Origin of the sequence: Kushneria pakistanensis, assembly GCF_014652795.1 — a bacterium.
Lineage (GTDB): Bacteria > Pseudomonadota > Gammaproteobacteria > Pseudomonadales > Halomonadaceae > Kushneria > Kushneria pakistanensis.
Genome location: NZ_BMZM01000001.1, coordinates 391,527 through 404,506 on the forward strand (window position 1 = coordinate 391,527; position 12,980 = coordinate 404,506).

Genomic DNA, 12,980 nt, shown 5'->3' on the forward strand with positions numbered 1-12,980 from the left:
TTGATGACCTTCAGAACTCTCTGGAACCGTTTCATGGAGCGCTACCTCTCGGATGAGGAAGCGGTCACGCTGGGGGCCCTGCTGGTCGTGGGGTTCGCCATAATCATTTTTTTCGGCGGCATGCTGGCGCCGTTTCTGACCGCGCTGGTCTTTGCCTTTCTGCTCCAGGGCGTGGTGCGCTGGCTGGAGCGTCTGGGACTGCCACGGTTACCGGCCGTGTGTCTGGTGCTTTTGATGTTTGTCGGGGCCATGCTGTTTTTTGCCCTGATCATTTTTCCGATGGTCTGGGACCAGTTCGCCCGCCTGGTGCAGGGGTTGCCGGCGGTACTGTATCGTAGCCAGGCGCTGCTTGATGAGCTGCAGGCCCGTTATCCCAGTATCGTCACGCCCGACCAGGTGCAGCATCTGATCAATACGGCCAGTCAGGAAGCCACCCAGCTGGGGCGGCGTGTGGTAAGCCTGTCCCTGAGTTCGCTGGCCGGTGTGCTAAGTGTCATCATCTATCTGGTACTGGTGCCGATTCTGGTCTTTTTCATGCTCAAGGATCGGGAGCGCCTGATCGGCTTTTTCCTGTCGCTGTTACCCAAAAAGCGCATGTTGATGACGCGGGTATGGTGTGAAATGGACACCCAGATTGCCAACTTCATCCGTGGCAAGTTCATCGAGATCATGATTGTCGGGGTGGTGTCCTTTGTGACCTTCTGGGCGCTTGGACTGCCTTATGCGGTACTGCTGGGAATCGTGGTAGGGCTTTCCGTGCTGGTGCCCTATATCGGTGCAGCAGCGGCCACACTGCCTGTTGCCGCTTCTGCCGGGCTGCACTTCGGATTTGATCAACAGTTCCTCTATGTATTGCTGGCCTACGCCATTATTCAGGCGCTGGATGGCAATGTGCTGGTGACACTCCTGTTTTCAGAAGTGGTTAACCTGCATCCGGTAGCGATCATCCTTGCGGTACTGTTTTTCGGCGGCATCTGGGGCTTCTGGGGCATCTTTTTTGCCATCCCGCTGGCCACGCTGATCAAGTCATTGATGTTTGCCTGGCCTCGCGGGGCAAGCGCGTTGCGCAAGGAAGGCGTTATCGCGGTCGAATAAATGCCCGGGGCCCTGTCGGAAGGCAGGGCCCTGATCCTTTACTGGCCGGCGTCAAGTGCCTGTGCCATGGCCAGCACTTCGTCGGCATGGCCTGCCACCTTCACCTTTCGCCACTGCGCGGCAATATTGCCTTCCCGGTCGATCAGAAACGTGCTGCGCTCGATGCCTTCATGCTCCTTGCCGTAGAGCTTCTTGAGCCTGATGACATCAAAGGCGCGACACAGCGTCTCCTGTGGGTCGCTGACCAGCTCAAAGGGGAAGCCCTGTTTTTCCTTGAAGTTCTCGTGTCGGCGCAGCGTGTCACGCGATACGCCAAAAACATGCGTGCCTGCCTTTTCGAAGGCCTCCATGCGATCGCGGAAATCCTGACCCTCGGTGGTACAGCCAGGCGTTGCATCCTTTGGATAAAAATAAAGCACCACCTGCTTACCCTTGAAGGCGGCAGGGTTGAAGCTTGTGGCGCTGGTCGCTTCCAGCGTGATATCCGGGGCAGGCATGCCGATGGTGATACTCATGAAAATTTCCCCCTGAGGATAAAAAAACGCGTCGCGGCTGTCTGGTCATGATGCGGGTCTGAACGGGCGACGCGATGGCGAACGTGGCCTGCGACAATAACCGAGACAAGCGTTGAAATCAGCCGGCCCGGGCGCATGGGAGCGTTTTCCTTCCCCCCTGCGTCTGTACAGCATGGGGTGCGCCGAGTACCATCGTCAGCCTGATGGCCGACCCTGGGTCACGTTGCTCCGAGGACACACAATGCTGGTGTCAGTCTGTGCTGACGGCCATGACAGGGTCGTTTTCAAATGAATTCAAAGCAAGAGGTTGGCGGGATGATCACTGGCAGCATGGTCGCTCTGGCGACGCCCATGAAAGCCGATGGGGCCATCGACTGGGATGCCCTGAGGCATCTTGTAAGCTGGCATCTCGAGCATGGCACTGATGCCATTGTGGCAGCCGGCACCACCGGTGAACCCACCACCATGAGCGTTGCCGAACACTTCGATGTGATTCGCACGGTCGTGGAAACGGTCAACGGCCGTGTGCCTGTCATTGCAGGTACTGGTGCCAATGCCACGGCAGAGGCGGTAGAGCTTGCCCGTTATGCCAAGGAAGTCGGTGCCGATTATTGCCTGTCGGTCACGCCCTATTACAACCGTCCGACGCAGGAAGGGCTGTATCAGCACTTCAAGGCCGTAGCCAACGCCTGCGATCTGCCCGTCATCCTGTACAACGTCCCCGGCCGTACCGGTGTGGATCTTTACAACGAGACCACGCAGCGCCTGGCGATGATCGACAACATTGTGGGTCTCAAGGACGCCACTGGTAACCTCGAGCGTGCCGAGGAGCTGATTGAGCGTCTCAAGGGCCGCGACTTTGCGCTTTACTCCGGTGATGATCCGACAGCCTGCGAGTTCATGCTGGCCGGCGGCCATGGGGCCATTTCCGTCTCGGCCAACGTGGCGCCGCGTGCCATGCATGAGCTTTGCGCTGCTGCCATGGGGGGTGACTACGACCGTGCCCATCAGATCAATACGCGACTGATGCCGCTGCATTCGGTGCTGGGCATCGAGGCCAATCCAATTCCGGTCAAGTGGGCGCTGCACGAGCTTGGTCTGATGGAAAACGGCATTCGATTGCCGCTGACCTGGCTTTCCGAAAAATATCAATCCACCGTAGCCGAGGCGCTGCAGCTTGCCGGAGTGATGGATCAATGAGCAGGACACGCTGGATGGTGGTCACGCCACTGGTACTCGTACTGGGTGGCTGTGGCAGCGGCTATTATTATGACCGCAACAGCGAGTATGCCGATGCGGAAATGACATCACCGCTGGAGTTGCCGGCGTCACGTAATCAGGCCCGCTATCAGGACGCGATGCCTGTCCCGAAAGCCACCAACGATTTCATAAGAAGTCGTGAGGGTTACGAGCCGCCTCGTCCGCAAACGCTTTCTACCAGTGACCGGGAAACACGCTTTATCGAGCCGCGTGAAGCCGATGGTAATCGCTGGCTGGTCGTGAGTGCCGCCCCCGGCGCTGTCTGGCCGCGGCTGCAGGAATTTGTGCGCACCAATGGCTATCAGGTGCAGAACATCGATGGCAATACGGGTCAGATCGTGACCGACCGTGGGGTGCTGTCGGTGCGCCAGGGCATCCGTAACAACACCACGGATGTCTATTGCCAGCAGGGCGGCGCAAGCGTTGATGCCTGTCTGAGCGAAGTCAGTCAATATCTCTCCTCTGGTGCACCGCAGAGCGGAGTATCAATGGTGGCCCAGAACCTGTCACGCAATGACCGGGTGCGTCTGGAAAGCCGCAATGACAACTGGCGTCTGGCGCTGGCGCTTGATTTCCCGCGGGCCTGGGCAGAGCTTGCCTGGCAGCTGGAAAACAACTACGAAACACCGCAGCGCCGTCTGGTCGATCAGAACCGCAGCGAGCGCGTCTTTACCGTCGAATCCACGGTCAAGGGCGAGAGCAGCTGGATTCCCTTCCGTGGCAGCAGTGATCAGACGCAGCAGTACCTGTTGCACGTTTCACCTGCTGACAACGGCGCCTACGTCAGCGTGACCGACAGCGCCGGTGAGCCGGTCGATCAGCAGAGGGCCCATGATCTGCTCGACGGTGTAGCCTCGATCCTGCGTTGATGCGATTTGCATCGCTGGGCAGCGGCAGTCGTGGCAACGCCACTCTGGTCAGCAGTGCGGGCACCACACTGCTGATCGACTGCGGTTTCGGCATGCGTGAGGCCATAAGGCGCATGCAGACCCTCCATCTGGATCCGGCCACGCTGGCCGGCATTCTTGTGACGCATGAGCATATTGATCATGTGCGCGGCGTATCTGCCCTGGCGCGTCGCTTTGGCCTGACGGTCTACATGACAGTCGGAAGCTGGCTGTCGCTTCAGCCTGACCCTCGTATTGATGTCGTGCTGGTAACGCCCGAGGAAACCTGGAGCATCGGTAATCTTGATATCACACCGGTGACCGTGCCCCATGATGCACGTGAGCCCGTGCAGTATCTGATCGAGGCCGACCGTTACCGACTGGGGATTTTGACCGATCTGGGCATGGTGACACCGCATGTGCTCAAGCGCTATCGTCAATGCGATGCTCTTTTCATCGAATGCAATCATGACGTGCGAATGCTGGACTACGGCCCCTATCCGCCGAGTCTCAAGCGTCGCGTCAGCGGCCGGTTGGGCCATCTTTCCAATCGTCAGGCCGCCGAACTTTTGCAGACGCTGGGGACCGATCGCCTGCAGCGACTGGTTGCGTCTCACCTGTCAGAGAAGAATAATCTGCCCGAGCTTGCCTTTGAGGCGCTAAGCCCTCTGCTGGACGGCGATGAGTCGCGCCTGGTCATTGCACAGCAGGGGCGCACCGTTGACTGGCAGTCGGTCAGCTGATGCACCGACCCGATATATCGGATGCAGCAGGTGTTCGATGTCAGGATACCCCCGTTCCAATAACCCTCTGATTCCCTGCCGGAGACTTTCGTGGAAAAACGCCAGGAACTTTATGCGGGCAAGGCCAAGTCCGTTTTTGAAACCGATGATCCCGATCGTTTGATCCTTGAGTTTCGTGACGATACCAGCGCCTTTGACGGCAAGAAGGTTGAACAGCTCGCCCGCAAGGGACGCGTCAATAACCGCTTCAATGCCTTCATCATGAATGCCCTGAAAGAGGCCGGCATCCCTGTACATTTCGAACGGCTGCGCTCGGATACCGAGTGTGAGGTCAAGCGTCTGACCATGATGCCGGTGGAGTGTGTGGTAAGAAACATTGCCGCCGGCGGGCTGTGTCGTCGGTTGGGAGTGGAAGAGGGCATTGCACTTGAACCACCCACCTTCGAGCTCTTTCTCAAAAACGATGAGAAGGGTGACCCGATGATCAACGAGTCACTGGCCGAGACCTTTGGCTGGGCCAGTCGCGAGCATCTGGCGCGGGCCCGAGAGCTGACCTTCCAGATCAACGACATCCTTCAAAAGCTCTTTCTTGAGGGCAACCTGCTGCTGGTGGATTACAAGCTCGAGTTCGGCCTGTTCCATGGGGAAGTGACGCTGGGCGATGAGTTCTCCCCCGATGGCTGTCGGCTGTGGGATGCCACCACGCGTGAAAAGATGGACAAGGATCGCTTCCGTCAGGGGCTTGGCGGCGTGATCGAGGCCTATGAAGAGGTTGGGCGCCGCATCGGTGTCAATTTCGACCAGGCAACGGACTGACATCTGTCAGCACGGGCCGGTGGCGATGCCTCGTCGCCGGCCTGTCAGGTCCTTTGGACAAGACTGTCGACCATGATCACGCTTTCGTGGTTCTCGCCTGATCCATGGTCGCTGCTCTGGACATGAAAGCGCACATCCAGGTCATGAAGGCGTACGCCGTAGCGACGATCATCCCTTTTGCGTCGGCGATAGGCCGGTCGCGGATCCTGTGACAGGACCTCACGAATCAGTGCGCCAAGGCTTTCGCCGTCAGGGCGCTCATCAAGAACGCGCCGGCAGTCGTCACTCAGCTGTACGGCAAGGCGCGGCGGGGGCTCGGGGGCAAAGCCTGCACGAGCCTCTTCGGCGCTGTCAGCCCAGGGCAGGTAGGGTTTGATGTCCACCACCGGCGTGCCATCCACCAGATCATGACCGCGCAACACCAGCGCCGGCGCCGGGGTATATTCAATGCCGGCAAGTTCGACCAGCGACAGGCCCAGCCGATTGGGGCGATGGGTCGAGCGTGAGGCAAAAACACCGATCCGTGCATTGCCGCCCAGCCGCGGTGGGCGTATCAGGGGCGTCCAGCGTTCAGGACTCTGGTGGAAAATGAAGCTGATCCAGAGGTGGCTGAACTGCTCGAGCCCGCGGACGCTATCGGGGTGGTCAAACGGAGCCTTGAGCCTGAGGATGGCCGTGGCGCTCGGCGCAAGCCCTGGCTGGCGCGGAATGCCGAACTTGTCCGGGTAACAGCTGTCGATGGTGCCGATAATGTCCAGCGCCATCGAGGTGCTTTCAGAGGCAGGCGTATCATGTGTTGTCATGAAAGGATTATGCCATCTGCCAGTGATGAGGGCATCCTGCTCATGGGTCCTGATGACCGCCGCTAATGTTATGTATTGGCGGGCATAAATGGGCGGGGCGGGGATAAATGATGACGCCATGATGTCCAACGGGCATCAAAAAACACCGACCTGATAGCGGTGCGTAACGGCGTTGATGCAAGGATAACGAGTCATGACGGATCACAACGGCGCGGCTTTTGACACGCCGATGCTTTTTACGGAAAAGAAGGTGAATACCACGCTGCTGGGAGTGGCCTTTGCCTTCTCGGTGGCAGGTGGTATTACGCTGCTGGTGCATGCCTGGCAGAGCGGACGGCTATGGCCGGTAGGGGCCATCGGGCTTGCGTTGATTGTCTGGGGGCTGGTGGTCGGCAACAATCTTGCCGTACGTCGGCGTTTGTCACCCGTGTTGAGGCTGGAGGCTCAGCGCTTGAGCTACATTGGTGGCCCGGCCTGGAAGCCGCATATGGTAACGCTGAATTTTCGCGACATTGCACAGGTCGACAAGGTCCGCAGCAGCGGTATCACACTGCGTGTGCAGCATGAACGTCGGCCGCGCCTTGTGCCGATCGGACTTTTGTCAAAACGCGACAGGGAGCAGTTCCTTCACGGCTTTAACGCACGCTGTGATGCCGCCCGGACGTTGCATACCCCGGCGGTGGGGTCCTGACTCCCAGCATGCAGAATGGCTGACAGGATATCGGGTCACATGATTATCAAGCATCAGCTTGCCAATGCCCGGCAGGTCATTTCTCCCAATAGCGATGCGCGCCCGACGGGTGAGATCTCGCTTGTGGTGCTGCATTCGATCAGCCTGCCGCCTGGCCGGTTTGGCGGTGATGACATCGAGGCACTGTTCACCAATAGGCTTGACTGGGATGCCCATCCCTTCTTTCAGACCATCAGGGGGCTTCGGGTCTCGGCACATCTGTTGATTCGTCGCGATGGACGCTGCATACAGTTCGTTCCCTTTGACCGCCGAGCCTGGCATGCCGGACGCTCCCGCTGGCAGGGTCGACAGGCACTCAACGATTTCACGATCGGCATCGAACTTGAAGGGGATGGGCGCGCCTTCACCCATGCCCAGTATCAGTGCCTGGCGGAGTTGTTGCCGACGCTTGAAGCACATTATCCCCGTATCAATGCCCGCGAGACGGTCACCCACGAGCAGGTGGCGCCACTTCGAAAGTCCGATCCGGGGCCGAGCTTTGATCAGCAGTACCTCCTCAGAATCATGACGCGACAATATGACAGTGATGATGTCTCGTCGGGATCTGGCCCGGATACGAGGGCATGACTATTCTGCGAGATACGCAAGGTATGGGTGTCGTTACGTACGAGCAGGTGCCGCTGCAGTTTTCTCAAACCCGCTGATTTTGTTGACTGCGTGCCTGTAGCGTCCTGAGACGTTCATTGGCATGACTTCATGTTTGCGGTATCTTCGTCCTCCAATCAGAGCGCCCATGTTCGAATGTTATCTGTTTCGTTGATGGCTAACGAGTCGGAACCCGTTGCAGTGTCCTCATGGCTATCCGCGCCGACAACTGCACGTCCGATGCCATCGTTTGACGTATCCGGAAACCATGGCCCCTGTAAATATCGGGGGCCTACCCCGCCTTGAAAGCGCCAGAGGCTCCATAAGGGCCCGCTGACAACTTATCTTCATTCGGAGAGACGTCTATGAGTCTGGAGGCAAGAGAAGATCACGATCCGATCGAAACAAGGGAGTGGTTGGAAGCCCTGACATCGGTAGTGGATCGTGAAGGTGAGGAGCGTGCTCAGTACATCCTGAGCCGTCTGGCTGATCGCTTGCGCCGTGATGGCAAGCTGCCGCCGTTCTCCGTGAACACGCCTCATCGCAATACCATCCCCGTTCATCGCGAGGCAAAGCTGCCCGGCGACATGTTCATGGAGCGCAAGATCCGCTCCGCGATCCGCTGGAACAGCGTGGCGCAGGTCATTCGCGCCAACAAGAAGCACAAGGGAGTAGGTGGCCACCTGGCCAGCTACATGTCCTGTGCCGTGCTTTATGAAGTGGGCTTCAACCATTTCTTCCGTGCCGACAGCGATGAGCAAAAGGGCGATCTGGTCTACATACAGGGCCATGTGACCCCCGGCATTTATGCCCGCTCCTTTCTCGAAGGACGTCTGACCGAAGAGCAAATGGACACCTTCCGCCAGGAAGCCGTCTCTGAAGGCCTTTCTTCCTATCCTCACCCCTACCTGATGCCGGACTACTGGCAGTTCCCGACCGTGTCGATGGGACTGGGACCGATCCAGGCCATCTACCAGGCGCATGTCATGAAGTACATGAACGCGCGTGGACTGGCCGACATGGGTGATCGCAAGGTATGGGCCTTCCTGGGTGATGGCGAGTGTGATGAGCCGGAATCCCTGGGGGCATTGCACCTGGCCAGCCGTGAAAAGCTCGGTAACCTGATTTTCGTCATCAACTGCAACCTGCAGCGTCTGGATGGTCCGGTACGTGGTAACGGCCGCATCATGGACGAACTTGAGGGCATGTTCCGCGGCGCTGGCTGGAACGTCCTGAAGGTTGTCTGGGGCGGCCTGTGGGACCCGCTGTTCGAGCAGGACAGCAAGGGCATCATGCAAAAGCGCATGGATGAAGCGGTCGACGGCGAGTATCAGAACTTCAAGGCACGTGGCGGTGCCTATACCCGCGAGAATTTCTTCGGCAAGTACCCCGAGACGGCCGAGATGGTGAAGGACTACTCCGATGAGGACATCTATCACCTCAATCGTGGTGGTCATGATCCGCAGAAGATTTATGCGGCCTACCATGAGGCGGTCAACAACGCCGGTGACCGACCGACTGTTGTACTGGCGCATACCGTCAAGGGTTACGGCATGGGCGGCGGCAGCGGTGAAGCCGACATGGAAGCCCACCAGATCAAGTCGATGGAAACCGATGCCCTCAAGGTCATGCGTGACCGCTTCGGCATCCCGGTATCCGACAAGCAGCTTGAAGAGGGCATGCCCTACTACAAGCCTGATGATGACAGCCCGGAAATGCGCTACCTGCACATGCAGCGCAAGAAACTGGGTGGCTATCTGCCGGCACGCAAGAACGATTTTGAGTCCATCGAGATTCCGGGACTGGATGACAAGATGTTCGCCACCCAGACCAAGGGGTCAGGCGATCGTGAAATCTCCACCACCATGTCGTTTGTCAGGGTGCTCAATGGTCTGGTGAAGAACAAGCAGTTCGGTCAGCAGGTAGTGCCCATCATTCCCGATGAGGCGCGCACCTTCGGCATGGAAGGCATGTTCCGCCAGATTGGTATCTATGCGGCTGAAGGTCAGAAGTACGAGCCGATGGATACCGGCCAGATCATGTATTACCGCGAGGATCAAAAGGGTCAGATTCTCGAGGAAGGCATCAATGAAGCCGGCTCCATGGCGGCCTGGATTGCAGCAGCAACCTCCTATGCCAACCATCACGTGCCGCTGCTGCCGTTTTACATCTATTACTCGATGTTCGGCTATCAGCGCGTGGGTGACCTGGTATGGGCAGCCGGTGACCTGCAGGCCCGCGGTTTCATGGTCGGCGGCACCGCCGGGCGTACCACCATCAACGGTGAAGGTCTGCAGCACCAGGATGGCCACAGCCACATCCTGATGTCCACGGTCCCCAACTGCCGTGCCTACGACCCTTGTTATGCCCATGAGCTGGCGGTCATCGTCCAGGACGGTCTGCGTCGCATGTTCCAGGAGCGCGAAAGCTGCTTCTACTACCTGACCGTCATGAATGAAAACTATGTCCATCCCGAAATGCCCCAGGGCAGCGAGGAAGGCATCATTCGTGGCATGTATCTGCTTCATGAAGGCGAAAGCGACAAGAAGCAGCCGCGTGTTCAGTTGCTTGGGGGTGGCACGATCCTTCGTGAAGTGGAAGCCGCCGCCGAGCTTTTGCGTGACGACTTCAACGTGACTGCCGATGTCTGGAGCGTCACCAGCTTCAACGAGCTGCGTCGTGAAGCGCTGGCCTATGAGCGTCAGCAGTTCCTCAATCCTGAAGGCGATCATGACAAGCCGTGGGTGACCAGCTGCCTGGAAGGGCGTGAAGGGCCGGTCGTTGCTTCCACCGATTACATGAAGCTCTATGCTGATCAGGTGCGTGCGTGGGTACCGTCCGACTACCACGTTCTGGGCACCGATGGCTTCGGTCGCTCCGACACGCGTGAGCATCTGCGTCGTTTCTTTGAGGTCGATCGTTATTTTGTCACCGTACTGGCGCTGCGCGCGCTGGCCAATCGTGGCGAGATCGATGCCAAAACCGTCAGTGATGCGATGAAAAAATATGACATCGACCCCAGCAAACCCAATCCGCTGGTGAGCTGAGGCGCCTGTCTCACAAAAGTGCCGCCGGGTGAGTGACAGGCTCACCCGGCCTGGGCAACGGCCAGGTGATAAGGAGCGCGACCTTGAGTAGTGAAATTATTAAGGTACCCGACATCGGGGGCAGCGAGGGCGTTGAGATCATCGAGATCTCCGTTCAGGCCGGCGATACGATCAATGCTGAAGACACCATGATCGTGCTGGAATCCGACAAGGCCAGTATGGACATTCCCGCGCCAAGGGCGGGCAAGGTCAAAAAGGTGCTGGTCAGCGAAGGCGACAAGGTCTCCGAAGGCGACGATATCCTCGAACTTGAAGCCGAGGACGAAGAAGGCGCCGATAATGCTGAAGACAACGGTGGCGAGGCGGACGAAAGCGACGATGAACAATCGTCGGTCAAGGACAGCCGCGGCGCCGAACATCTTGAGGAAGAAGCCGAAGCCGACGAATCTGACGTTGAAAGCGACGAGAAGCCGAAAAAATCCGCGGGTAAAAAGGGTGGCAAGCGCACGGTTGAAGTGCGTGTACCCGATATCGGTGGCAGCGAGAACGTCGAGATCATTGAAATTGCCGTCAGCGAAGGTGATGACATCAGCGAAGAAGACGCGCTGATTACCCTTGAGTCCGACAAGGCTTCGATGGATGTCCCCAGTCCCTATAGCGGCAAGCTGGTCTCGCTTGAACTCAAGGAAGGCGATACCGTCTCCGAAGGTGATTTGATCGGCACCATGGAGATTGCCGGTGAAGGCGATGACGAGGGTGTCGACCACGAAGATGAAGACACTTCCGATGATGACAGCGGCGATGGCGCAGATCATGAGGAAGAGGCCGACGCTGTCGGTGACGGTGAAGATGATGTCGAGGAAAGCGACAGCGAAGGCGGTCGTCAGGAGCTTCGCGTTCCTGATATCGGTGGCAGCGAGAACGTCGAAATCATTGAGGTAGCCGTCAGCGAAGGCGATGAGATCAACGAGGAAGATGCGCTGATCACGCTGGAGTCTGACAAGGCCTCCATGGATATCCCCAGTCCCTTCAAGGGCAAGGTAGTGGAACTCAGCGTCAAGGAAGGCGATACCGTCTCCGAAGGCGATCTGATCGGCTACATCGAAGTCGCGGGCAGCAAGCCGAAAGGCGGCAAGTCCGACGGTTCATCGACCAAAAAGCCCTCCAGTGACCAGGCCGCTTCGAAGAAAAAGTCCGGGGATTCGGCCAAAAAATCTTCCGAAGACAAGTCCGAATCGAAAAAATCTGGTTCGAAAGACAAGTCTGACAGCGCTTCCAGGGATTCGAAGAAGGATGGCGGCGATTACGGCGGCGAACCCGGCCCCGAGGCGCGTCGCAAGCAGGGCGAAAGCACGTCCGGCAGTAGTGTTCATGCCGGCCCTGCCGTACGTCTGATGGCGCGTGAGCTGGGTGTTGAGCTCTCCGAGGTCAAGGCCAGCGGCCCGAAGGGGCGCGTGCTGAAAGAAGATGTGGACGCTTTCGTCAAGCAGGTCATGACCGATCGCAAGTCAGGTGCCAATACAGCCGCCCCATCGTCGTCGCAGGCGCAGGGTGGTGCCGGTATTCCGCCTATCCCGGCCGTCGATTTCAGCAAGTTCGGTGAGATCGAAGAGAAGCCGATGGGACGCCTGATGAAGGCCGGTGCGACCAACCTGCATCGCAGCTGGCTCAACGTGCCACACGTTACCCAGTTCGATGAAGCTGATATCACCGAGCTTGAGGCCTTCCGCAAGGCGATGAAGGATGAGGCGGCGCAGCAGGGCGCCAAACTGACGCCGTTGCCCTTCATGATCAAGGCAGCAGCGCACGCCCTGGCGAAGTTCCCGCAGTTCAACGTCTCGCTGCATCCTGATGGCGACAGGATCATTCAGAAGAAGTACTTCCACATTGGCGTGGCGGTGGATACGCCCAATGGCCTGATGGTGCCAGTGATTCGGGATGTGGATCAGAAGGGCATTATCGAGCTGGCCAGGGATGTGAATGATCTTGCCAAACGGGCACAGGAAGGCAAGCTCAAGGGCGACGACATGAAGGGCGGATGCTTTACCATTTCGAGCCTTGGCTCGATCGGCGGCACGGCCTTTACGCCTATCGTCAATGCGCCTGAAGTGGCCATTCTGGGTGTTTCAAAATCGCAGATGAAGCCGGTATGGAACGGAAGCGAGTTCAAGCCGCGGTTGATGTGCCCGCTGTCGCTGTCCTATGATCATCGCGCCGTCAATGGCGCCGATGCTGCACGCTTTACGGCGTATCTGGCAGCGATTCTGACCGACATTCGTCGACTGACCATGTAAGGTTGCAAGGCGTCTCAGGGCGGCCCTTCGGGGCCGCCTTTTTTTGTACAGGTGTTGTGTTAAAGCTTCGTCAATATGTCGCATAGGCGTCGACTTCGCTTGTGCCCGGATGGCGCCTGTCGTTATTGTTGCGCTTTATCTTCAGGCGGCCCACCCATGATCATTGTTGTGTGGTGGCGCCGGC

Annotated in this window: 11 protein-coding genes; 9 read left to right on the top strand and 2 right to left on the bottom strand. The window is 58.3% G+C overall.

Going from position 1 to position 12,980, the window contains the following annotated elements; genetic code table 11:
- The first annotated feature begins 3 nt into the window (after positions 1-3).
- Positions 4-1,095 carry an AI-2E family transporter gene (locus IE123_RS01690; RefSeq protein WP_189514467.1) on the top strand — a complete coding sequence of 364 codons (1,092 nt, stop codon included), beginning with the start codon at positions 4-6 and terminating at the stop codon, positions 1,093-1,095.
- A gap of 38 nt (positions 1,096-1,133) precedes the next feature.
- On the opposite strand, the gene IE123_RS01695 is transcribed toward IE123_RS01690, so the two are convergent.
- Positions 1,134-1,610, bottom strand: a complete 477-nt coding sequence (locus IE123_RS01695; protein WP_189514469.1) for a peroxiredoxin — start codon at positions 1,608-1,610, stop codon at positions 1,134-1,136.
- A gap of 315 nt (positions 1,611-1,925) precedes the next feature.
- On the opposite strand from IE123_RS01695, the gene dapA reads away from it, so the two are divergent.
- The 4 genes from dapA to purC all read left to right on the top strand — a co-directional run bounded on the left by dapA (position 1,926) and on the right by purC (position 5,316).
- Complete coding sequence (dapA, locus tag IE123_RS01700) at positions 1,926-2,810, top strand: 4-hydroxy-tetrahydrodipicolinate synthase (RefSeq protein ID WP_189514471.1); 885 nt, start codon at positions 1,926-1,928, stop codon at positions 2,808-2,810.
- A complete protein-coding gene (locus tag IE123_RS01705) occupies positions 2,807-3,739 on the top strand; it encodes an outer membrane protein assembly factor BamC (RefSeq protein ID WP_189514473.1) in 933 nt (310 codons plus the stop codon). Before dapA ends, IE123_RS01705 begins: the two co-directional genes overlap by 4 nt.
- Positions 3,739-4,500, top strand: coding sequence for an MBL fold metallo-hydrolase (locus IE123_RS01710; RefSeq protein WP_189514475.1), 762 nt, complete (start codon positions 3,739-3,741; stop codon positions 4,498-4,500). Before IE123_RS01705 ends, IE123_RS01710 begins: the two co-directional genes overlap by 1 nt.
- 90 nt (positions 4,501-4,590) lie before the next feature.
- The gene (gene purC / locus IE123_RS01715; RefSeq protein WP_189514476.1) at positions 4,591-5,316 is read left to right on the top strand and encodes a phosphoribosylaminoimidazolesuccinocarboxamide synthase; all 726 of its coding nucleotides are present in this window, start codon (positions 4,591-4,593) and stop codon (positions 5,314-5,316) included.
- Positions 5,317-5,360: 44 nt separating this feature from the next.
- Here the strand turns inward: purC and tsaA are convergent, their stop codons facing one another.
- On the bottom strand, positions 5,361-6,119 hold the full coding sequence (tsaA, locus tag IE123_RS01720; protein ID WP_189514479.1) for a tRNA (N6-threonylcarbamoyladenosine(37)-N6)-methyltransferase TrmO: 759 nt from the start codon (positions 6,117-6,119) through the stop codon (positions 5,361-5,363).
- A gap of 193 nt (positions 6,120-6,312) precedes the next feature.
- Between tsaA and IE123_RS01725 the strand changes: the two genes are divergently transcribed.
- The 4 genes from IE123_RS01725 (at position 6,313) to aceF (ending at position 12,796) form a co-directional block, all read left to right on the top strand.
- Positions 6,313-6,810, top strand: coding sequence for a hypothetical protein (locus IE123_RS01725; RefSeq protein ID WP_189514481.1), 498 nt, complete (start codon positions 6,313-6,315; stop codon positions 6,808-6,810).
- A gap of 39 nt (positions 6,811-6,849) precedes the next feature.
- Positions 6,850-7,437: a 1,6-anhydro-N-acetylmuramyl-L-alanine amidase AmpD gene (ampD, locus tag IE123_RS01730; RefSeq protein WP_189514483.1), complete on the top strand. Its 588-nt coding sequence runs from the start codon at positions 6,850-6,852 to the stop codon at positions 7,435-7,437.
- Between the two features lie 383 nt (positions 7,438-7,820).
- Entirely contained in the window at positions 7,821-10,502 is a 2,682-nt protein-coding gene (gene aceE / locus IE123_RS01735; RefSeq protein ID WP_189514485.1) for a pyruvate dehydrogenase (acetyl-transferring), homodimeric type, read from the top strand.
- An 83-nt stretch (positions 10,503-10,585) separates the two neighbouring features.
- Complete coding sequence (gene aceF, locus IE123_RS01740; protein WP_189514487.1) at positions 10,586-12,796, top strand: dihydrolipoyllysine-residue acetyltransferase; 2,211 nt, start codon at positions 10,586-10,588, stop codon at positions 12,794-12,796.
- Positions 12,797-12,980: the final 184 nt, after the last annotated feature.

Excerpts from the sequence above, each read along its gene's own strand:
- IE123_RS01725 (WP_189514481.1), top strand. The coding sequence starts at position 6,313 with ATGACGGATCACAACGGCGCGGCTTTTGACACGCCGATGCTTTTTACG.
- IE123_RS01690 (WP_189514467.1), top strand. The coding sequence starts at position 4 with ATGACCTTCAGAACTCTCTGGAACCGTTTCATGGAGCGCTACCTCTCG.
- aceE (WP_189514485.1), top strand. The coding sequence starts at position 7,821 with ATGAGTCTGGAGGCAAGAGAAGATCACGATCCGATCGAAACAAGGGAG.
- tsaA (WP_189514479.1), bottom strand. The coding sequence starts at position 6,119 with ATGACAACACATGATACGCCTGCCTCTGAAAGCACCTCGATGGCGCTG.
- dapA (WP_189514471.1), top strand. The coding sequence starts at position 1,926 with ATGATCACTGGCAGCATGGTCGCTCTGGCGACGCCCATGAAAGCCGAT.
- IE123_RS01695 (WP_189514469.1), bottom strand. The coding sequence starts at position 1,610 with ATGAGTATCACCATCGGCATGCCTGCCCCGGATATCACGCTGGAAGCG.
- IE123_RS01705 (WP_189514473.1), top strand. The coding sequence starts at position 2,807 with ATGAGCAGGACACGCTGGATGGTGGTCACGCCACTGGTACTCGTACTG.
- IE123_RS01710 (WP_189514475.1), top strand. The coding sequence starts at position 3,739 with ATGCGATTTGCATCGCTGGGCAGCGGCAGTCGTGGCAACGCCACTCTG.
- ampD (WP_189514483.1), top strand. The coding sequence starts at position 6,850 with ATGATTATCAAGCATCAGCTTGCCAATGCCCGGCAGGTCATTTCTCCC.